The organism is uncultured Flavonifractor sp. (assembly GCF_944385615.1).
Lineage (GTDB): Bacteria > Bacillota > Clostridia > Oscillospirales > Oscillospiraceae > Flavonifractor.
In genome coordinates this window covers 41,736-60,703 of sequence record NZ_CALWXV010000001.1, presented here as the reverse complement: position 1 = coordinate 60,703, position 18,968 = coordinate 41,736, and the positions used below count along the sequence as shown (strand labels likewise).

The window sequence follows — 18,968 nt, the reverse complement described above, 5'->3', positions numbered from 1 at the left end:
AACAATATCAGCTGGCCGCAAAAAAGTCAACAGGAGAAAACCCTGAAAAACGCCGGTTTCCGGCGGTTAGGAGAAGCTATATGGCAAAGACATTGGTATTGGCGGAAAAGCCCTCGGTTGCGCGGGAATTGGCCCGCGTGCTGGGCTGCAAAAAGTCCGGCGAGGGCTTTCTGGAGGGCGAGCGCTATCTCGTCACCTGGGCCCTGGGCCATCTGGTGGAGCTGGCCCCGCCGGAGGATTACGACAAGGCCTGGGCCAAGTGGGATCTTTTGACCCTGCCCATGCTGCCCGACAAGATGAAAACGGTGGTCATCCCCCAGTCCGGGCGGCAGTTCCGGGCGGTGCAGGCCCTCATGCGCCGGGGGGACGTGTCCGATCTGGTCATCGCCACCGACGCCGGACGGGAGGGAGAGCTGGTGGCCCGTTGGATTATGGAGAAGGCCGGGTGGAAAAAGCCGGCTAAGCGGCTGTGGATCTCCTCCCAGACCGACAAAGCCATTCAGGAGGGCTTTGCTCACTTAAAACCTGCTGCCGACTATGACAACCTGTACCACTCCGCCCGGGCCCGCAGCGTGGCCGACTGGGTGGTGGGCCTCAATGTCACCCGGGCCCTCACCTGCAAGTACAACGCCCAGCTCTCCGCCGGGCGGGTACAGACCCCCACCCTGGCCCTTATCGTGGACCGGGAGGAGGAGATCCGGCACTTCCAGCCCAGGGAATTTTACACTGTCTCGGTGAAACTCAACGGCTTCACCGCCACCTGGCGGGACAAAAACGGGCAGGCCCGCATCTTTGACAAGGACCAGGCCGAGGCCCTGGCCGCCCGGCTGGCGGGAAAAACCGCCACCCTCACCGAGGTCAAGCGGACCTGGAAGCAGACCCCGCCCCCGGCGGCCTACGACCTGACCGAGCTCCAGCGGGACGCCAACAAGAAGTACGCATACTCCGCCAAGGAGACCCTGTCGGTGATGCAGAACCTGTACGAGGTCCACAAGATCCTCACCTACCCCCGCACCGACTCCCGCTATATTTCCGACGACGTGGTGCCCACCCTGCCGGAGCGGCTGCGCAGCGTGATGATTGACGAGTATGCCCCCCTGGCCCGGCAGGTCATGAGCCACCGGCCCCTTCAGACCCGCTATCTGGTGAATAACGCCAAGGTAAGCGACCACCACGCCATCATCCCCACCGAGGAACAGGTAGAGCTGTGGCGGCTGTCCGGCCCGGAGCGCAACATCTTCGATCTGGTGGCCCGCCGGTTTTTGGCGGTGCTGCTGCCCCCCTTCGAGTATGAGGAGGTATCTCTCAAGCTCACCATTGACGGCGAGACCTTCCACGCCCGGGGTAAGATTGTCAAGGAGCAGGGCTGGAAGGCGGCCTACAACCGCTCCTTCGAACTGGAGGACGAGGAGGACGAGACCGACCGGGAGCAGTCCCTCCCCGACCTGCGGCAGGGAGACAAGCTGCCGGTACAGGGGGTAAAGACCTCTGCCGGCAAGACGGCACCCCCTAAGCGGTACACCGAGGCCACTTTGCTCACCGCCATGGAGCACCCCGCCGCCCAGGTCAACGACAAGACCCAGAGCAAGATCCTGGAGGAGACCGGCGGCCTGGGCACCCCCGCCACTCGGGCGGACATCATTGAAAAGCTGTTCTCCGCCTTTTACATCGAGCGGCGGGGCAAGGAGCTGGTGCCCACCTCCAAGGGAGTACAGGTGGTTGGTTTGGCCCCCGCCGACCTGCGCTCGGCCTCCCTCACCGCCCAGTGGGAGAAGCGATTGGGGGACATCGCCCAGGGCAAGGAGAAAGAGGACGCTTTCGTGGGGGAAATGCGGAACTACGCCGCCCACCTAGTGGCGGAGGTGAAGGCCAGCGACGCCACCTATACCCACGACAATGTGACACGTGAGAAATGCCCCGACTGCGGCAAGTTTTTGCTCAGCGTCAAGGGCAAGCGGGGCAAACTGCTGGTGTGTCCCGACCGGGAATGCGGCTACCGCCGGTCGGTGACCCAGACCACCAACGCCCGCTGTCCCAACTGCCACAAGAAGATGGAGCTGCGGGGCGAGGGAGACAAGCAGCTCTTTGCCTGTGTGTGCGGCTACCGGGAACGGCTCAGCGACTTTAAAAAGCGGCGGGAGAGCAAGTCCGCCGGTAAGGGCGACGTGCGCCGCTACCTCCAAAAGCAGGAGCAGCAGCAGGAGTCCGGCAGCTCCGCCATGGCCGAGCAGCTGAAAAAGTGGCTGGAGCAAAACAAATAAGCAAACAGTAAGGAGAATCAGAGAGAAAAGAGGCGTTTTTATGGACGGGATCGTCACCTTCATCAACTGGCTGGACGACTTTATCTGGGGTATCCCCATGATCGTCCTGCTCTTTGGCACCCATGTCTTTATGACGGTACGCACCGGCTTTATCCAGCGCAAGACCTTCACTGGTATCCGCCTGTCGGTGACCCGGGACCCGGACTCCCCCGGCGATGTAAGCCAGTTCCAGGCCCTCACCACCGCCCTGGCCTCCACCATCGGCACCGGCAACATCATTGGCGTGGGCACCGCCATCTTTTTGGGCGGCCCCGGCGCGGTGTTCTGGTGCTGGGTGGCCGGGATCTTCGGCATCGCCACCAAGTACGCCGAATCCCTCATCGCCGTTAAATACCGGGTGCGTACCCCGGACGGTAAAATGCAGGGGGGCGCCATGTACGCCCTGGAGCGGGGGCTGGGCCTGAAGTGGCTGGGGATTCTCTTTGCGGCTCTGGCCGCTCTGGCCTCCTTCGGCATCGGCTGCGGCACCCAGATCAACGCCATCGCCGAGGTCATTGAAAACAATGTGCCCCTCTCCATCCCGCCCATCGCTGTTGGCATTGTGGGAGGCATCTTCACCGCTATAGTCATCATCGGCGGCATCAACTCCATCGCCAGCGTGTGTGAAAAGCTGGTGCCCTTCATGGCCGCCTTCTATGTGCTGGGCTGCATCATCATTCTGGGCTTCAACTATGACTTCATCCTCCCCGCCATCGGGGCCATTGTCCGCCTGGCCTTTACCCCCGGCGCGGTGGCCGGCGGTCTGGTGGGCCAGGGCCTGATGATCGCCATGCGCTTCGGCGTGGCCCGGGGCCTCTTCTCCAACGAGTCGGGCATGGGCTCGGCTCCCCTGGTAGCCTCCGCCGCCCAGACCCGCAACCCGGTGCGGCAGGCCCTGGTGTCCGCCACCGGCACCTTCTGGGATACGGTGGTGGTGTGCCTCATGACCGGCCTGGTACTGGTGTCCACCATCATGAAAAATCCCGCCATCAATATGGCCGACGTCACCGACGGTGGAAAGCTCACCACCTTGGCCTTTGCCCAGATCCCTGTACTGGGACCTGCCATCCTGGTCATCGGCATCATCACCTTCGCCTGGTCCACCATTTTGGGCTGGTCCTACTATGGCGAGCGGTGCGCCCAGTATTTATGGGGCAAAAAGGCCATTCTGCCCTATAAGATCCTCTTTGTAGCCGTGGTGGTGGTGGGTCCGGTGCTGGCCCTGGATCTGGTGTGGACCATTGCCGACATTCTCAACGCCTTCATGGCCATCCCCAACCTGATCGCGGTGCTGCTGCTCTCCGGCGTCATCGCCAAGGAGACCAAGCACTACCTGAACCACCTGGACGAGGTGGACACCACCGAGATCCCCAGTGTAGATAAATAAGTTGACATCTCTTTTCCACAGTGCTATGATAAGGCCAACAAGTTCATACACAGTCTTCAGGGCAGGGTGAAATTCCCGATCGGCGGTAAAGTCCGCGAGCGCGCAAGCGCAGGATTTGGTGCAATTCCAAAACCGACAGTATAGTCTGGATGGAAGAAGACGCCGGCGGGTACGAAGTTTCCCCTTTTTTCGTCACTGTTTTACCCGCCCCGCAGATGCTTTCTCAGCGCCCCGAAGCTAGTTCGGGGCGCTTTTTTGCGCCCAAACGGGAGGGACCACCATGACCGACCAACAATGTATGACGTTAGCCATTGAGCTGGCCAAACGGGGCGCCGGCTGGACCAGCCCCAATCCCCTGGTGGGGGCGGTGCTGGTGAAGGAAGGGCAAATCATCGGCCAGGGCTGGCACCGCAAATGCGGCGGCCTCCACGCCGAGCGGGAAGCCCTGGCCGCCTGCACCGCACCCACAGCGGGAGCCACCCTGTATGTCACCTTAGAGCCCTGCTGTCATCAGGGCCGCCAGCCCCCCTGCACCCAGGCCATTCTGGAAGCCGGTATTTCCCGGGTAGTAATCGGCTCCCGGGACCCCAATCCCCTGGTCCACGGCAAAGGGGCCGCCCTGCTGCGGCAGGCAGGGGTCGCTGTGGAGGAGGACTTCATGCGGGCAGAATGTGACGCCCTCAATCCGGTATTTTTCCACTACATCACCCACAAAACGCCCTATATCGCCATGAAGTACGCCATGACCGCCGACGGCAAGATCGCCTGCCGCACCGGCCTGTCCCAGTGGGTCACCGGCGAGACCGCCCGGGCCCACGTCCACACCCTGCGCCACCAGTACCGGGGCATCCTGGCGGGCATCGGTACGGTGCTCCAGGACGACCCCATGCTCACCTGCCGGATGGAGGGGGGCCGCGACCCGGTGCGGGTGATCTGCGACTCCCGCCTGCGCATCCCCCTGGACTCCAACCTGTGCCGCACCGCCAAAGAGATACCCACCATCGTGGCCTGTGCCGCGCCCCCGGCAGACAAGCGGCGGCAGCTCACCGAGCTGGGGGTCACGGTGCTGGAGCTGCCCGGCCCGGATGGGAAGGTGGATCTGCCCGCTCTGATGAAAGAGCTGGGAAAACGGGAGATCGACGGTCTGCTGCTGGAGGGGGGCGGCGGACTCAACGAGTCCATGCTGCGTCAGCACCTGGTCCACAAGGTGTACTGCTATCTGGCCCCCAAGCTCTTCGGCGGAGCGGAGGCCAAAAGCCCGGTGGAGGGCCGTGGGGTGGACTCCCCCGACCAGTGCTGGCGGCTATCCCCGCCGACATGTACCCCCCTGGGAGAGGATTTGCTGTTGGAATACGAGGTGATACAGGATGTTCACGGGGATCATTGAGGAACTGGGCACCGTCCGCCATGTGGCACCAGGCAATCTGGAGCTGGCTGCCCGAATGGTGCTGGAGGGCACCCGCCTTGGGGACTCCATTGCAGTAAATGGGGTGTGTCTCACGGTGACCGCCCTCTCCCCCGGCGGCTTTACCGCTGACGTAATGCCGGAGACCCTACGCCGCTCCGGCCTGGGCCAGCTGCGGCCGGGCTCCAAGGTCAATTTGGAGCGGGCCATGGCAGCCGACGGCCGGTTCGGCGGCCACATCGTCACCGGCCATATTGACGGCGCCGGTACGGTGTCCTCCCTCCGCCGGGAGGGCAACGCGGTTTGGGTGACCATCGCTGCTCCCCCCGAGCTGCTGGCAGGCATTGTGGAAAAGGGCTCCATCGCCATCGACGGCATCAGCCTGACGGTAGCCGACGTCACCGACCGGGATTTCGCGGTATCCATCATCCCCCACACCGGAGCCCAGACCACCCTGCTGGACCGGAAGGCAGGGGACACCGTCAATCTGGAGACCGATATTTTAGGAAAATACGTGGCCAAGCTTCTGGGTCGGGAGGCACCCAAGTCTTCCGGCATCACCATGGAGTTTTTGGCCCAGCATGGATTTTAAAGAAGGAGGAAGTAACCATGGGATTTGCCACCATTGAGGAGGCCCTGGAGGAGCTGCGGGCCGGACACCTCATTATGTGTATCGACGACCCCGACCGGGAGAACGAGGGGGACCTGATCTGTGCCGCCCAGTTCGCCACCACGGAAAATGTCAACTTTATGGCGGTCCACGCCAAGGGCCTGATCTGCACCCCCATGTCGACGGCGGTAGCCACCCGGCTGGGGCTGGAGCAGATGGTGAAGGTGAACACCGACAACCACCAGACCGCCTTTACCGTGTCCATCGACCATGTGGACACCACCACCGGCATCTCCGCTGAGGAGCGGGGCCTCACCTGCCGCCGGTGCGCCGCCCCTGATGCCAAGCCGGAGGAGTTCCGCCGGCCCGGCCATGTGTTTCCCCTGGTGGCCCGGCGGGGCGGGGTGCTGGCCCGCAACGGCCACACCGAGGCCACGGTGGATCTGTGCCGCCACGCGGGGCTGGCCGAGTGCGGTCTGTGCTGTGAGATCATGCGGGACGACGGCACCATGATGCGCACCACCGAGCTGTTGCAGCACGCCCAGCAGTGGGGCATCAAGGTCATCACCATCCACGATCTACAGGACTACTGCCGCCTCCACGACAAGCACGTGGTACGGGAGGCGGTGGCTCAGATGCCCACCAAGTATGGCGACTTCACCATCTACGGCTACACCAACGACCTGACCGGGGAGAGCCATGTGGCCCTGGTGAAGGGGGACATTGGGGACGGCATGGGGGTACTGTGCCGGGTCCACTCTGAGTGCCTCACCGGCGATGTGTTCGGCTCCCAGCGGTGTGACTGCGGCCAGCAGCTGGCCGCCGCCATGGAGCGCATCGAGCAGGAGGGCCGGGGGGTGGTGCTCTACATGCGGCAGGAGGGCCGGGGAATCGGCCTTATCAACAAGCTCAAAACCTACACCCTCCAGGAGCAGGGCTATGATACGGTGGAGGCCAACATCAAGCTGGGCTTCGCCCCCGACCTGCGGGAGTACTGGATCGGCGCTCAGATTTTGCGAGACCTGGGGGTACGCCAGCTGCGGTTGCTCACCAACAACCCGGACAAGATCTACGGCCTGTCCGGTTTTGGCCTGGAGATCACCGAGCGGGTACCCATCGAGATCGCTCCTCAGGAGCACGACCACTTCTATCTGTGGACCAAGCGGGAAAAAATGGGCCACCTGCTGGAGCAGGTGACCGAGGAAGACAACATTCAGGGAGGTAATTGACATGAACATTCTGGAAGGCAAGCTGGTCGGCAGCGAACAAGTACACATCGCCATTGTGGCGTCCCGGTTCAACGAGTTTATCACCAGCAAGCTGCTCTCCGGCGCGGAGGACGGCCTGGTGCGCCACGGCGTTCCCGGAGAGAATATCGACGTGGCCTGGGTGCCCGGCGCTTTTGAAATCCCGGTGGTGGCCCTGCGGCTGGCCCAAAGCGGTAAGTATGACGCCGTCATCTGCCTGGGCGCGGTGATCCGGGGCTCCACTTCTCATTACGACTATGTATGCGCCGAGGTGTCCAAGGGCGTGGCCCAAGCCTCCCTCCAGACCGGCAAGCCGGTGCTTTTTGGCGTGCTCACCACCGACACCATTGAGCAGGCCATTGAGCGGGCCGGCACCAAGGCGGGCAACAAGGGATACGACTGCGCCCTGTCCGCCATTGAGATGGTCAATCTGCTGGGCCAGCTGGGCTGAGCAGCATCCTTTTTACAAAAAACTGCCCCCGCCTCGGGACCGTTACTTTGGTCCTGAGGCGGGGGCGGTTTTCTGTTTTTCCCTCAGCGCCGTTTGGCCAGCTCTTTCCACACCGCCTGGGCGATCAGCTCCTGACCTTCTGGGGAGCGAAGGGCCTCCAGCACCATGGCCTTGAACTGGTCCTTGGCCTGCTTGCTGGAAAAGAGGGCGTCCAGCATGGTGGCGCCGCCGCCACTGGAGGCAGGCTCCGGCTTGGACCGCTTGACAGGAGGGACGGGCCGGTACACCGGCTCCTCCTCGCTGGCGGACAGTCCGCCGCTCATCCAGTCCTCCTGCCGGGTCCGATCGCCGCTCTCTCCCCGCAGGTACAAAAGGGACACCCCAAAATAGGAGGCCATCTTCTCCTGCTGGTCTTTGGTTGGGGTGGCCCGGCCGGTCTCATACTTTTCAATGGCGTTCTTGGGAAAGCCCAGGGCCGCCGCCAGGGCGGGCCGGGACAGCCCCGCCTCATTACGCAGGGCCTCGATCCGCTGTGCCATGGTTACCATGTTTCATCTCTCCTTTTTGCTGCATAAAACGAAAGGGGCCGACGGCCCCTTTCATTTTGCTTTTTTAGCGCTCGCCCTTGTCGTAGGGGATGCCCTCCGCTCTGGGGGCGGCAGATTTCTTGGAAGTAAAGGCCAGCACGATCAGGGTGGCCACATAGGGGATCATCTTGTAGATATCGCTGGACCAGCCCATATCGGACAGCACCGGAATGTTGGCGTAGGTCACCGACAGAGTCTTCATAAAGCCGAAGAAGATGGCGGCGAACAGGATACGACCAGGCTTCCACTGTCCAAAGATGAGCACCGCCAGAGCCAGGAAGCCGTAGCCGGACACGGTAGCATTGAAGTTCACCGAGGTGGGCACCACGAAGATCACGCCGCCCATACCGGCCAGAGCCCCGGAAATCAGGGTACCGGCATAGCGCATCTTGTAAACGTTGATACCCACCGAGTCGGCGGCCTGGGGGTGCTCGCCGCAGGCCCGCAGCCGCAGGCCGAAGCGGGTCTTGTACAGCACCACAGCGGACAATACCAGGATGACGATGCCCAGATAGGTGGTGATATAGGCCTTCTGGAAGAACATGGGCCCGATCAGGGGGATATCCCCCAGGACCGGCACCTTCTGAATGAGAAAGTCATTCTGGAAGGGGACCTGCTGCACGCCCACCACCATACGGGCCACATAGATGGCAAAGGCGGGTGCAAAGGTGTTGATGGCGGTGCCGGAGATGGTCTGGTCGGCCTTCATGTTGATGGAGGCAAAGGCGTGGACCAGGCTGATGACGATACCGGAAACGGCGGCCACCAGCAGGGAGAGCAGCAGGATGCCCTGACCGGTGTAGCTGGCCTGGATGATGTGCATGAACAGGATACCAGCAAAGGCACCGATAATCATGGTACCGTCCAGAGCGATGTTGACGATACCGGACCGCTCGGCGAACAGGCCGCCCAGGGCCACCACCAGCAGAGGGATAGCAAAGGTCATGGTCTGCTGGACCAGGAAGATAATCAGATCAAGACCACTCATGCCTGCTCACCTCCTTCCGTGGGGGGCGTTGGCGGCTGGGCAGGCGGGGCCTGTCCGCTGTCGCCCGGCTCAGCGTTGGCGTTCTGCTTCTCGCCTTTTCCCTTGGCAAACTTGGCAATGATCTGGCTGAAGAACAGAATAAAGGCGGCAAAGTAGACGATCACCGAGGTGATGATGGTGATGACCTGGGACACAAAGCCAAAGCTCTGCATGGCCAGACCACCCACCGTCAGGTAGGCCATCAGGATGCCGGTGAAGATAATGGCGATGGGGTTGGACATACCCAGCAGCGCCACGGCAATGCCGTCAAAACCCTGCTGCGCCAGGGTATCGGCCACCATGATACCGGTGCCCGCGCCGGCCAGATAGTTCAGGCCGCCGCCGATGCCCGCCAGAGCGCCGGAGATAATCATGGCCTGCACGATGTTGCGCTTTTCGCTGATACCGGCGTATTTGGCCGCGTCCTTGTTGAAGCCGCAGGCCTTGAGCTCATAGCCCATCTTGGTCTTTTCCAGCACCACCCACACCACAATGGCCAGCACAATGGCCACCACGATACCGGCGTTGACGCTGGAGGGGGTACCGCTCTCCCCTACGAAAATCTTATCAAAGCCCATTTTGGGCAGTTCCGCTGTCTCATCAGGGCGGAAGGACTGGTTCTTGGCCCGGTCATAGATAAAGGCCCGGATGAGCACGTTGGACATACTCATGGCGATATAGTTCATCATGATGCAGGTGATGACCTCGTTAATGCCACGCCATGCCTTGAGCAGGCCGGGCAGGATGCCCCAGATGGCCCCGAAGAGGCAGGCGGCCAGAACGGCCACGATGCAGTGGATGCCCGCAGGCAGGAAGGTCCACTTAACGCCCACATAGACAGCGGCAAAGGCTCCCATCATATACTGGCCGGGCGCGCCGATGTTGAACAGGCCGGTCTTTTTGGCAAAGCCCACGGACAGGCCGGTCATAATGAGGGGTGTGGCGTAATAGAGCACCTGGCCCATGTTCTTCAGGTCGGTGAGACCGCCGGTGAGAATGGCCATCATGCCTTCCCCAGCCCGGGATGCGTCGGTAAACAGCAGGACGATCAGGCCCACCAGCATACCGATGAGAATGGCAATGATGGCGGCAATGGTGTTCTGCACGCCTTGCCGCTGGAGAGGATTGCCCAGACGCTTGTCCTTCATTTACTTCCCCTCCTCTCGCTTGGAACCGGCCATGTAGAGGCCCAGCTCCTGCACGGTGACCTTGCTGGGGTCCAGATCGGCCACGATCTGCCCCTCATAGATGACCAGAATCCGGTCGGACAGATTCATGACCTCGTCCAGCTCCAGGGAGACCAGCAGCACCGCCTTGTTCCGGTCCCGCTCAGCTACGATCTGCCGGTGGATATACTCAATGGCGCCCACATCCAGGCCTCGGGTAGGCTGGACTGCGATAAGCAGATCCGGGTCCCGGTCAATCTCCCGGGCCACGATGGCTTTCTGCTGGTTGCCGCCCGACATAGAGCGGGCAATGGTGCTCCCGCCCTGGCCGGAACGGATGTCGTACTTCCCAATCAGCTTTTCCGCGTATTGGTTGATCTTGTCATACTTCAAAAACCCGGCCTGGCAGTATTCCGGCTCAAAATAGCTCTGTAGCACCAGGTTGTAGGACAGAGGGTAATCCAGCACCAGGCCGTGCTTGTGACGGTCCTCCGGGATGTGGCTCATGCCGTGGGTATTGCGGTGGCGGATGGAGGCATGGGTGATGTCCTCTCCTTTCAGCTTGACGGTGCCGCTGTCGGCCTTGATGAGGCCGGTGACCGCCTGAATGAGCTCCGACTGACCGTTGCCGTCGATACCGGCGATACAGACGATCTCGCCCCGGCGCACCTGGAAGGAGACATTGTCCACTACCTTTTTCCCGTGCTCCTTATTGACCACGGTGAGGCCTTCCACCTCAAAGACCACCTCGGAGGGATGGGAGGGCTCCTTCTCCACGTTCAGAGAGACCTTGCGGCCCACCATCATCTCGCTCATCTCCTCCTTGGAGACGTCGGCGACATTGACGGTGCCCACATATTTGCCTTTGCGCAGCACAGTGCAGCGGTCTGCCACCGCCTTGATCTCGTTGAGCTTGTGGGTGATGAACAGGATGCTCTTGCCCTCAGCGGCCAGCCCCTTCATGATCTTCATCAGCTCGTCAATCTCCTGGGGGGTGAGCACTGCGGTGGGCTCGTCAAAAATAAGGATCTCGTTGTCCCGGTAGAGCATCTTCAGGATCTCCACCCGCTGCTGCATGCCTACCGTGATGTTCTCAATGAGGGCGTCCGGGTCCACCCGCAGGCCGTACTGCTCGGACAGAGTCATGACCTTTTTCCGGGCATCGTCCATTTTCAGAAAGCCGCCCTTGGTGGTCTCCACGCCGAGAATAATATTTTGCAGCACCGAGAAGTTGTGTACCAGTTTGAAGTGCTGGTGTACCATGCCGATCCCCAGCGCGTTTGCGTCGTTGGGGTCCTTGATCTTCACTTCTTTTCCGTCTTTTTTAATGACGCCTTTTTCCGGCTGGTAAAGTCCGAACAGGACGCTCATCAGGGTGGACTTACCCGCGCCGTTCTCGCCCAACAGCGCGTGGATTTCGCCCTTTTTTAGCTGTAAAGTGATGTTGTCATTGGCAATGATGCCAGGAAACTCCTTGGTGATATTACACATCTCAATGACATACTCACTCATCCGCCATCCCTCCCTTTCCTGGTGATCCGCATAGGCGCGGGAACAAACTGCCGGGTGCGGTTTGTTCAGTTGTTACTATTATACCGTTTCTTGTTCTTATGCGCAAGCAGAACTGTATACTGGCACAAAAAAGGAGCGGGCGCAGCAAAGTGCGTCCGCTCCTGTGCGGAGAAAAACTTACTCCACAGTCACATTGACGTTGGTGCAGCCCAGATCCACGGGGGAGGCGATGGGATTGCCATTGGCGTCGGTGTCCTTCTGGAGGGTGATCTCACCGCTGGCCAGCTTGGCATACAGAGCGTCATAGTCCTCCTGGGTGAAGTTCTGCCACTTGGAGGTATCCATGGGCAGCTTGACGGCGTCATCGGCGGCGCCCAGGGTCAGGTTCTGACCGCCCACGGAGAAGTTGTCGTTGTAGTAGGAATCCAGCATCTGCTCCACGGCAGCGGACAGGCCCTTCATAGCGGAGGAGACAACGGTATCGGACTCGGTGGACTGGTCCACGTCCACGCCGATGACCAGGCCGTTGTTCTGCTCAGCGGCGGCCATGACGGAGTTGCCCACGGAGCCGCCGCAGCCGAAGATGATCTCAGTGCCGGCGGTGTACCAGCTGGCGGCACGGGTCTGAGCCTCGGGAGTGGCGTCAAAGCTGTCGGTGTTGAAGTAGCGCATATCCACGGTGATGCCCAGCTCCTTGGCGGCGTCGTTGGCGCCCTGGACATAGCCGTAGCCGTAACGGATAACGGCGGGGACGGGCTGACCGCCGAAGAAGCCCAGCTTGGTGTAGCCGTCCTTCACAGCGGCGTAACCGGCCAGATAGCCCACCTGCTCCTCGGAGAAGAGGATGCCCACGGTGTTGTCGGTGGTCTTATAGTCGGAATAGTCGGCGTTGTGGGGGTTGCCGTCGATGAGGATGAACTTCACGTCGGGGTGGTTCTCCTGCACGATATAGACGGGCTCCTCAAACAGGAAGCCGGGGGTCACGACCACCTTGGCGCCGTCCTTGATAGCCTGCTCCATGGCGGCCACATAGTCGTCGGTGGTGGCGTCCACGGGCTTATAGTACTTACAGGTCTTGCCGTTGGTCTGGCAGTAGTCCAGGATGCCCTCCCAGGTGCCCTGGTTGAAGGACTTGTCGTTGATATCGCCCTTATCGGTAATCATGGCGATCTCAAAGGTGCCGTCCTCGTTGAGGATGCTGCCGGCGGAGTCGGTGACGGTGCCGCCGCTCTGGGTCTCGGTGTTGCCGGAGGGGGAGGCGCTGTTGCCGGACTGGGTCTCGGTGTTGCCGCCGCTGGGGTTGGTGCTGGTGCAGGCCGCCAGGCCCACGATCATGGCAAGAGAGAGCAGCAGCGCAAGGAGCTTCTTAGACTTCTTCAATGTGATCTACCTTCCTTTCCTATCACACAAATAGCCCAGGTCGGTGCAACGTGGTTGTTTTTCCTCCCTGAGCTTGGTCCTATTATACTCTCTTACCGGAAAAAGGGCAATCTGCATTTTACACAAACCATTCAATTTTTACAAAACGGCCACCTTTTTTCCTGTCCTTTCCATCAAAATAGCACAGGGACGGCCCGTAGGCCGTCCCTGTGCTAAATGCTCACTGGATGGAGACTACCTCATACCCCGCCTCGGTGACGGCATTTTTCAGCACGTCGTCTGAGACCTCCTTGGACAGGGTCACGGTGGCGGTCTTGGCCTCCAGGTCCACCTTGGCCTCTACCCCGTCCAGGGCGTTGAGGGCCTTTTCCACATGGGCCTGGCAGTGGGCGCACATCATTCCATTGATGGTCATGGTCTTGGTCATAGCACTCGTTCCTTTCTCTGTTTGCATTTGCTTCTCCGGCATCTCCTGATGGGAGGGCTTGAACCACTTCAGCCGCAGGGCGTTGGATACCACACACACCGAGCTCAGACTCATGGCGGCGGCGCCGAACATGGGGGAGAGCTGAAGGTGAAACAGGGGATACCACACCCCGGCGGCCAGCGGAATGCCGATGATATTATAGATGAAGGCCCAGAACAGATTTTCCTTGATGTTGCGGATCACCTGTTTGGACAGCCGCACGGCGGTGACGGCGTCCAGCAGGTCGCTCTTCATCAGCACCACGTCGGCCGACTCGATGGCCACGTCGGTACCCGCCCCGATGGCCATGCCCACATCCGCTCGGGCCAGAGCGGGGGCGTCGTTGATGCCGTCGCCGATCATGGCTACCCGTCCCCCCTGGGCCTGGAGGTCGGCCACCACCTTTTCCTTATCCTGAGGCAGCACCTCCGCAATGACCTGGGTAACCCCCAGGGCCCGGCCCACCGCCTGGGCAGTACGCTGGTTGTCGCCGGTGAGCATGACCACGTCAATGCCCAGGTCCCGGAAGCCCTGGACGGCGGCGGCACTGGTGGGCTTTGGAGTATCGGCGGCGGCCACCACCCCCAAAAGTTTTCCGTTTTCCGCAAAGTACAGCGGGGTCTTGCCATCCTGGGCCAAGGTTTCAGCCTGACCCACAAAACCCTCCAAGGGGATACCCGCCTCCTCCAGCATAGCTCGATTGCCTGCCAGCACGGCGGCACCGTGGAGGCTCCCCCGGACACCACGCCCCGGAACAGCTTCAAAGTCCTGAATGGGGGCCAGGGGGATATTCCGCTCCTCCGCCTCGGCCAGAATGGCCTCGGCCAGGGGATGCTCCGACGGTTTCTCCAGAGAGGCGGCCACGCATAGAAGCTCTTCCTCCGTCACGCCAGGGGAGGGAATACAGTCGGTAACCGACGGCTTGCCCTGGGTCAGGGTACCGGTCTTGTCCAGCACCACGGTTTTCACTGTGTGGAGTGTCTCCAAAGCCTCGGCTGACTTGATGAGGATGCCGTTTTCCGCCCCCTTGCCGGTGCCCACCATAATGGCTACCGGGGTGGCCAGCCCCAGGGCGCAGGGGCAAGAGATGACCAGCACCGCCACCCCGGCGGTGAGGGCGGATTCAACCGAGCGGGTGAGCACCAACCACACCACCGCCGTCACCAGAGCGATGGCTATGACTGTGGGCACAAAGATGCCCGCCACCCGGTCGGCCAGCTTGGCAATAGGGGCTTTGGAGGCGGAGGCCTCCTCCACCAGACGAATCATCTGAGCCAGGGTGGTGTCCTCCCCCACCCGGGTGGCCCGGAAGGTAAAGAAGCCCGATTTATTGATGGAGGCGGCGGCCACCGTATCACCCGGCCCTTTCTCCACCGGCAGGGACTCCCCGGTAAGGGCGGACTCGTCTACAGCGGAGCCCCCCTCCACCACCACTCCGTCCACCGGGATGCGGCCGCCGGGCCGGACCACCACCAGGTCTCCAGGCGCCACAGTCTCTACCGGTACCTCCACCTCTTTCCCATCCCGCTGGACGGTGGCCGTTTTGGGGGCCAGATCCATGAGCCGGGTGATGGCCTGGCTGGTCTTGCCCTTGGAGCGGGTCTCCAGCCATTTGCCCAGGGTGATAAGGGTAAGGATCATGCCTGCGGACTCAAAGTACAGGTCCATAGACCACTTGTCCACCCGGGCCTGATCGCCGTGGCCCAGGCCCCAGGCGATCTGGAACAGGGCCGCCACACCGTAGACCACCGCCGCAGCGGAGCCCAGGGCAATGAGAGAGTCCATATTGGGCGAGCGATGCCACAGAGTTTTAAATCCCACCCGATAATACTTATCGTTGATATACATGATGGGCAGGGTGAGTAAAAACTGCAAAAAGGCCACCACAAATACGTTGCCCGGGTCGTGGAAGAAGGCGGGCAGGGGCCAGCCCATCATGTGCCCCATGGCAATATAGAACAAGGGCACCAGGAAAATCAGGGAGGTCAAGAACCGCCGCTTCATCCCGGCGGCCTCTTCCTCCATAACATTTTCCGCTTTGGGCCGGGCCGCAGCTGTTCCCTTGGTTGCGGAAAGGGCAGCGCCATAGCCCGCCTCCTCCACAGCGTGGATAATCTGCCCGGCGTCGGTCTGACCCTCGTTGTACTCCACCACCATGGAGTTGCCCAGTAGGTTCACATTGACCTGATCTACCCCTGCCACCTTGCACACCGCTTTTTCCACGTGAGCCGAACAGGCGGCGCAGGTCATACCAGTTACCTCAAACTTTTGCTTCATATTCTCACCAGACTTTCCACACCGCGCCTGCTCCGCCCATCCAAGCGGTTTGCGCAGCAAACCCTTGATGCCGGGCGAATTCACTTCGCCCGTGCAGATCAAATCTTGGGGCCCCCACGGCATACCCTATGCCGTGGGGTACGGAGCAGGCGGCGCAGGTCATACCAGTTACCTCAAACTTTTGCTTCATGGTTGCACCATATCATCTTTCTACTTCAAAATCTTGCTCAGTGTTCCAATAAACTCGTCGATCTTCTGGCTGCGGGCCTCCGGCGTATCCGCCTCCTGAACGCAGTGCTTCAGGTGGGCCGCCAGGATCTCCTTGTTGGTCCGATTGAGTATGGCCTCGGTAGCCATAAGCTGCTGAGAGATATCAATGCAGTAACGGTTTTCCTCTACCATTTTGATAATTCCGTCGATCTGTCCCCGGGCGGTACGCAGCAGCCGGAGGACGGTTTTCTGGTCTGCCATCATGTCAGACACCCCCCTGGGGTGTAGTATACTATTATGAGTTAGTCCTGTCAACCTCTACCCACCCACATCCCTCAGAAAAAAAGATGGAATTCCTCTTGACATATTAGAACATTTGAATATAATAATATATAGATTAACACAGCGAGGTGATCCCATGGAAGGGTTGGAATCCATCTATCTGGAAAAAGCGGAGCTGCTGAAGGCCCTGTCCCACCCGCTTCGGTTACAGATTGTCCGGGGCCTGCTCCATTGCGGCTGCCGCAATGTGGGCTGTATGGAGGCCAACACCGGTCAGTCCCAGTCCTGCATCTCCCAGCACCTTATGCGCCTGAAGGCGGCCGGCGTAGTCAAGGCGGCCCGCTCCGGCAATGAGGTCTACTATGAAGTCTCCGACCCACAGGCGGCCTCTGTGATCGCCGCTTTGTTCGGAGAGTGTGAGGAGGAATACCATTGTACGACATTGCGGTGATCGGCGGCGGCCCCGCTGGCCTGTCCGCCGCCGTCCAGGCCAGGGTGCGGAACAAGTCGGTGCTGGTGGTCAGCGGCGACGACCGGGACAATCCCCTCCGCAAAACCCAGCGGATCGACAATTACCTAGGCTTTCCCCAGGTCAGCGGTCAGGAGCTGCTGGATCGTTTTCAGACCCACGCCGCCCAGATGGGGGCGGAGCAGAAGACAGGCCGGGTGCTGAATATCATGTCCATGGGCGACACATTCTATCTCAGTATCGGCAGCGAAATGGAGCAGGCCCGGGCCATCATTCTGGCCACCGGCGTGGTGTGGGCCAACAAATACCCCGGCGAGGTGGAACTGCTGGGCTCCGGCGTCAGCTACTGTGCCACCTGCGACGGTATGCTCTACCGGAACAAGGAGGTCGTGGTGGTGGGCAAAGCGGCCGACGCGCCCCACGAGGCCAACTATCTTCAGGAATTGGGCTGCAAGGTGACCTATGTCAGCGATAAGGACCCTGACGGCCTGCGGCCTGACATTCCCTTTGTCAAAGCACCCAAGGTGGAGATTTTGGGTGAGGGGCGAGTAACCGCCCTGCGGGCGGGCAGCACCACCATTCCCTGTGAAGGGGTGTTCATTCTCCGCCCCTCCATGGCCCCTGCTGACCTGCTGCCCGGGCTGGCGGTGGAAAACGGCTATCTGAAGGTGGACCGGAATATGTCCACCAATCTGCCCGGCGTCTTCGCCGCCGGTGATTGCACTGGCCTTCCCCTCCAGGTGTCCAAGGCGGTGGGCGAGGGCCTGGTGGCCGGCCTGCGGGCTGCGGAATATCTGGATCAGCTTCAAGCTTAAATTGTTTATCAGAAAGAAAGGATGTTTTTTATGTCTATCATTCATCTGACTACCGATGCCTTTGACAAGGCGGTTTCCAACGGCATTTCCATGGTGGATTTCTGGGCCTCCTGGTGCGGTCCCTGTAAAATGCTGGCCCCTGTGATGGAGGATCTGGCCGGTCAATATGAGGGCAAGGCCCTGGTGGGCAAGGTCAATGTGGACGACGAGCCCGACCTGGCCATGCGCTTCGGCGTCATGAGCATCCCCACCGTTATTTTCCTGAAGGACGGCAAGGAGTTTGACCGGAAGGTGGGCGTCATGCCCCCCCAGGCTTATACCGCTGTGCTGGATGCCAACCTGTAATAAAACATCGCCTGCCGCAGCCGCGGCAGGCGATGTTTCTCATTCGTTCTCCTCTTTTTCGATCAGGTGGGAAGCTAAAGCACAGCCTACACCGGCAATGGGATAGACGATCCACCCCCAGCGCCAGCCCCAGTTATTTCCATAGTCATTTCCTATCGCCATAGTGCCGAAACCCACGATCATGTAAATCACAGTGGCGGCGATCATGATGGCCCCGCACACCCAGCCCGCTTTTTTCTGGCGAGCCAACAGCTCAGGGCTGGGATTGTGTATTTTATTCCAGGTGTCAATGTCATATTTTCCCTTGCGAAGGGCAGCCCACACCAGTACGGACACCGCTACCGCCACAGTCGCCAGATAACCGGCAACCAGTCCCAGTTCGGCTCGTTCCCCCTGCTGTTCCGCCCATTCCCCCAGCAGCACCAGCCACAGGGTTCCGATAATGATGAGCGCCACCGGCAGGGCGATAAGAAAGGGAAAGCGGTTCAGGTACTGCTCTCGCTGTTCCTGGGTATAGAAGTCCTGAATCATGGGGTGTTCCTTCTCGAAGCGGTCATACCGCATCCCGGCCACAATGAGGATAGCCACCGCCACCGCCACGCCGGACAGCAGCACCGCGGGAACGGCAATTTCCGGCGCCCCAAACCACCCCCGACACCCCAGGCCCACCGCCACCGACAGGATAATGAGCCCTACCCCCAGGGCAATCCAGTTGGAAAACCAATTCATAAACCGGTCATATCCGATGGTATCGGCCCGCATACTCTCCTGTACATTGCCCCGCAGCAGGGTATCCAGGTTGGTATGAAAGAGCTCGCACAGCACCAGCAATTTTTCCATTTCCGGAAAACTGGCGTCCGACTCCCACTTGCTCACCGACTGGCGGGACACCTGAAGCTGTTCGGCCAGCTCCTCCTGGGTCATGCCCGCCTTGTCCCGCAGGAATTGTAAATTCGCTCCAAAACTCATCTTCTCATCCTCCCCTCAAGGTAGCCCCAGCATAGCAAAACCCAAGCGCAACCAGAACCAATT

17 protein-coding genes and 1 riboswitch are annotated in these 18,968 nt (G+C 60.7%); of the genes, 9 read left to right on the top strand and 8 right to left on the bottom strand.

Features of this window, described 5'->3' with window-relative positions; all coding sequences use genetic code 11:
* Nucleotides 1–80: 80 nt before the first annotated feature.
* The 6 genes from Q0J75_RS00305 (at nucleotide 81) to ribE (ending at nucleotide 7,400) form a co-directional block, all read left to right on the top strand.
* A complete protein-coding gene (locus Q0J75_RS00305) occupies nucleotides 81–2,261 on the top strand; it encodes a DNA topoisomerase III (RefSeq protein WP_297195786.1) in 2,181 nt (726 codons plus the stop codon).
* Between the two features lie 40 nt (nucleotides 2,262–2,301).
* Complete coding sequence (locus Q0J75_RS00300) at nucleotides 2,302–3,687, top strand: alanine/glycine:cation symporter family protein (RefSeq protein WP_297195785.1); 1,386 nt, start codon at nucleotides 2,302–2,304, stop codon at nucleotides 3,685–3,687.
* A gap of 48 nt (nucleotides 3,688–3,735) precedes the next feature.
* A riboswitch (FMN riboswitch) is annotated at nucleotides 3,736–3,852 on the top strand.
* 115 nt (nucleotides 3,853–3,967) lie between these two features.
* Nucleotides 3,968–5,074 carry a bifunctional diaminohydroxyphosphoribosylaminopyrimidine deaminase/5-amino-6-(5-phosphoribosylamino)uracil reductase RibD gene (gene ribD, locus Q0J75_RS00295; RefSeq protein WP_297195784.1) on the top strand — a complete coding sequence of 369 codons (1,107 nt, stop codon included), beginning with the start codon at nucleotides 3,968–3,970 and terminating at the stop codon, nucleotides 5,072–5,074.
* Nucleotides 5,055–5,684 carry a riboflavin synthase gene (locus Q0J75_RS00290; protein ID WP_297195783.1) on the top strand — a complete coding sequence of 210 codons (630 nt, stop codon included), beginning with the start codon at nucleotides 5,055–5,057 and terminating at the stop codon, nucleotides 5,682–5,684. The genes ribD and Q0J75_RS00290 overlap by 20 nt, the downstream gene beginning before the upstream one ends.
* A gap of 17 nt (nucleotides 5,685–5,701) precedes the next feature.
* On the top strand, nucleotides 5,702–6,931 hold the full coding sequence (locus Q0J75_RS00285; protein ID WP_297195782.1) for a bifunctional 3,4-dihydroxy-2-butanone-4-phosphate synthase/GTP cyclohydrolase II: 1,230 nt from the start codon (nucleotides 5,702–5,704) through the stop codon (nucleotides 6,929–6,931).
* Between the two features lies 1 nt (nucleotide 6,932).
* A complete protein-coding gene (gene ribE / locus Q0J75_RS00280) occupies nucleotides 6,933–7,400 on the top strand; it encodes a 6,7-dimethyl-8-ribityllumazine synthase (protein ID WP_297195781.1) in 468 nt (155 codons plus the stop codon).
* Nucleotides 7,401–7,483: 83 nt separating this feature from the next.
* Here the strand turns inward: ribE and Q0J75_RS00275 are convergent, their stop codons facing one another.
* The 7 genes from Q0J75_RS00275 to Q0J75_RS00245 form a co-directional block, all read right to left on the bottom strand.
* Entirely contained in the window at nucleotides 7,484–7,948 is a 465-nt protein-coding gene (locus tag Q0J75_RS00275) for a helix-turn-helix domain-containing protein (protein ID WP_297195780.1), read from the bottom strand.
* Between the two features lie 64 nt (nucleotides 7,949–8,012).
* Nucleotides 8,013–8,975, bottom strand: coding sequence for an ABC transporter permease (locus Q0J75_RS00270; RefSeq protein ID WP_297195779.1), 963 nt, complete (start codon nucleotides 8,973–8,975; stop codon nucleotides 8,013–8,015).
* Nucleotides 8,972–10,162, bottom strand: a complete 1,191-nt coding sequence (locus tag Q0J75_RS00265; RefSeq protein ID WP_297195778.1) for an ABC transporter permease — start codon at nucleotides 10,160–10,162, stop codon at nucleotides 8,972–8,974. The genes Q0J75_RS00270 and Q0J75_RS00265 overlap by 4 nt, the downstream gene beginning before the upstream one ends.
* The gene (locus Q0J75_RS00260) at nucleotides 10,163–11,692 is read right to left on the bottom strand and encodes an ABC transporter ATP-binding protein (RefSeq protein WP_297195777.1); all 1,530 of its coding nucleotides are present in this window, start codon (nucleotides 11,690–11,692) and stop codon (nucleotides 10,163–10,165) included.
* Between the two features lie 177 nt (nucleotides 11,693–11,869).
* On the bottom strand, nucleotides 11,870–13,072 hold the full coding sequence (locus tag Q0J75_RS00255; protein WP_297195776.1) for a BMP family lipoprotein: 1,203 nt from the start codon (nucleotides 13,070–13,072) through the stop codon (nucleotides 11,870–11,872).
* A 220-nt stretch (nucleotides 13,073–13,292) separates the two neighbouring features.
* Nucleotides 13,293–15,815 (bottom strand): heavy metal translocating P-type ATPase, encoded by a 2,523-nt coding sequence (locus Q0J75_RS00250; protein WP_297195775.1) that lies wholly within the window; start codon nucleotides 15,813–15,815, stop codon nucleotides 13,293–13,295.
* A gap of 210 nt (nucleotides 15,816–16,025) precedes the next feature.
* On the bottom strand, nucleotides 16,026–16,289 hold the full coding sequence (locus tag Q0J75_RS00245; protein ID WP_297195774.1) for a metal-sensing transcriptional repressor: 264 nt from the start codon (nucleotides 16,287–16,289) through the stop codon (nucleotides 16,026–16,028).
* Between the two features lie 154 nt (nucleotides 16,290–16,443).
* Here Q0J75_RS00245 and Q0J75_RS00240 point away from each other — a divergent pair, with 154 nt between their 5' ends.
* The 3 genes from Q0J75_RS00240 to trxA are packed head-to-tail and all read left to right on the top strand — an operon-like array spanning nucleotide 16,444 to nucleotide 17,936.
* Complete coding sequence (locus Q0J75_RS00240; protein ID WP_297195773.1) at nucleotides 16,444–16,758, top strand: ArsR/SmtB family transcription factor; 315 nt, start codon at nucleotides 16,444–16,446, stop codon at nucleotides 16,756–16,758.
* Entirely contained in the window at nucleotides 16,740–17,591 is an 852-nt protein-coding gene (locus Q0J75_RS00235) for an NAD(P)/FAD-dependent oxidoreductase (protein ID WP_297195772.1), read from the top strand. The genes Q0J75_RS00240 and Q0J75_RS00235 overlap by 19 nt, the downstream gene beginning before the upstream one ends.
* Before the next feature lie 30 nt (nucleotides 17,592–17,621).
* Complete coding sequence (gene trxA / locus Q0J75_RS00230; RefSeq protein ID WP_297195771.1) at nucleotides 17,622–17,936, top strand: thioredoxin; 315 nt, start codon at nucleotides 17,622–17,624, stop codon at nucleotides 17,934–17,936.
* Between the two features lie 39 nt (nucleotides 17,937–17,975).
* On the opposite strand, the gene Q0J75_RS00225 is transcribed toward trxA, so the two are convergent.
* Nucleotides 17,976–18,905, bottom strand: coding sequence for a helix-turn-helix domain-containing protein (locus tag Q0J75_RS00225; protein ID WP_297195770.1), 930 nt, complete (start codon nucleotides 18,903–18,905; stop codon nucleotides 17,976–17,978).
* Nucleotides 18,906–18,968 lie beyond the last annotated feature (63 nt).

Bases quoted from the DNA above. Each gene is read 5' to 3' on its own strand.
- Q0J75_RS00305 (WP_297195786.1), top strand. From the start codon at position 81: ATGGCAAAGACATTGGTATTGGCGGAAAAGCCCTCGGTTGCGCGGGAA.
- Q0J75_RS00300 (WP_297195785.1), top strand. From the start codon at position 2,302: ATGGACGGGATCGTCACCTTCATCAACTGGCTGGACGACTTTATCTGG.
- ribD (WP_297195784.1), top strand. From the start codon at position 3,968: ATGACCGACCAACAATGTATGACGTTAGCCATTGAGCTGGCCAAACGG.
- Q0J75_RS00290 (WP_297195783.1), top strand. From the start codon at position 5,055: ATGTTCACGGGGATCATTGAGGAACTGGGCACCGTCCGCCATGTGGCA.
- Q0J75_RS00285 (WP_297195782.1), top strand. From the start codon at position 5,702: ATGGGATTTGCCACCATTGAGGAGGCCCTGGAGGAGCTGCGGGCCGGA.
- ribE (WP_297195781.1), top strand. From the start codon at position 6,933: ATGAACATTCTGGAAGGCAAGCTGGTCGGCAGCGAACAAGTACACATC.
- Q0J75_RS00275 (WP_297195780.1), bottom strand. From the start codon at position 7,948: ATGGTAACCATGGCACAGCGGATCGAGGCCCTGCGTAATGAGGCGGGG.
- Q0J75_RS00270 (WP_297195779.1), bottom strand. From the start codon at position 8,975: ATGAGTGGTCTTGATCTGATTATCTTCCTGGTCCAGCAGACCATGACC.
- Q0J75_RS00265 (WP_297195778.1), bottom strand. From the start codon at position 10,162: ATGAAGGACAAGCGTCTGGGCAATCCTCTCCAGCGGCAAGGCGTGCAG.
- Q0J75_RS00260 (WP_297195777.1), bottom strand. From the start codon at position 11,692: ATGAGTGAGTATGTCATTGAGATGTGTAATATCACCAAGGAGTTTCCT.
- Q0J75_RS00250 (WP_297195775.1), bottom strand. From the start codon at position 15,815: ATGAAGCAAAAGTTTGAGGTAACTGGTATGACCTGCGCCGCCTGTTCG.
- Q0J75_RS00245 (WP_297195774.1), bottom strand. From the start codon at position 16,289: ATGATGGCAGACCAGAAAACCGTCCTCCGGCTGCTGCGTACCGCCCGG.
- Q0J75_RS00240 (WP_297195773.1), top strand. From the start codon at position 16,444: ATGGAAGGGTTGGAATCCATCTATCTGGAAAAAGCGGAGCTGCTGAAG.
- trxA (WP_297195771.1), top strand. From the start codon at position 17,622: ATGTCTATCATTCATCTGACTACCGATGCCTTTGACAAGGCGGTTTCC.
- Q0J75_RS00225 (WP_297195770.1), bottom strand. From the start codon at position 18,905: ATGAGTTTTGGAGCGAATTTACAATTCCTGCGGGACAAGGCGGGCATG.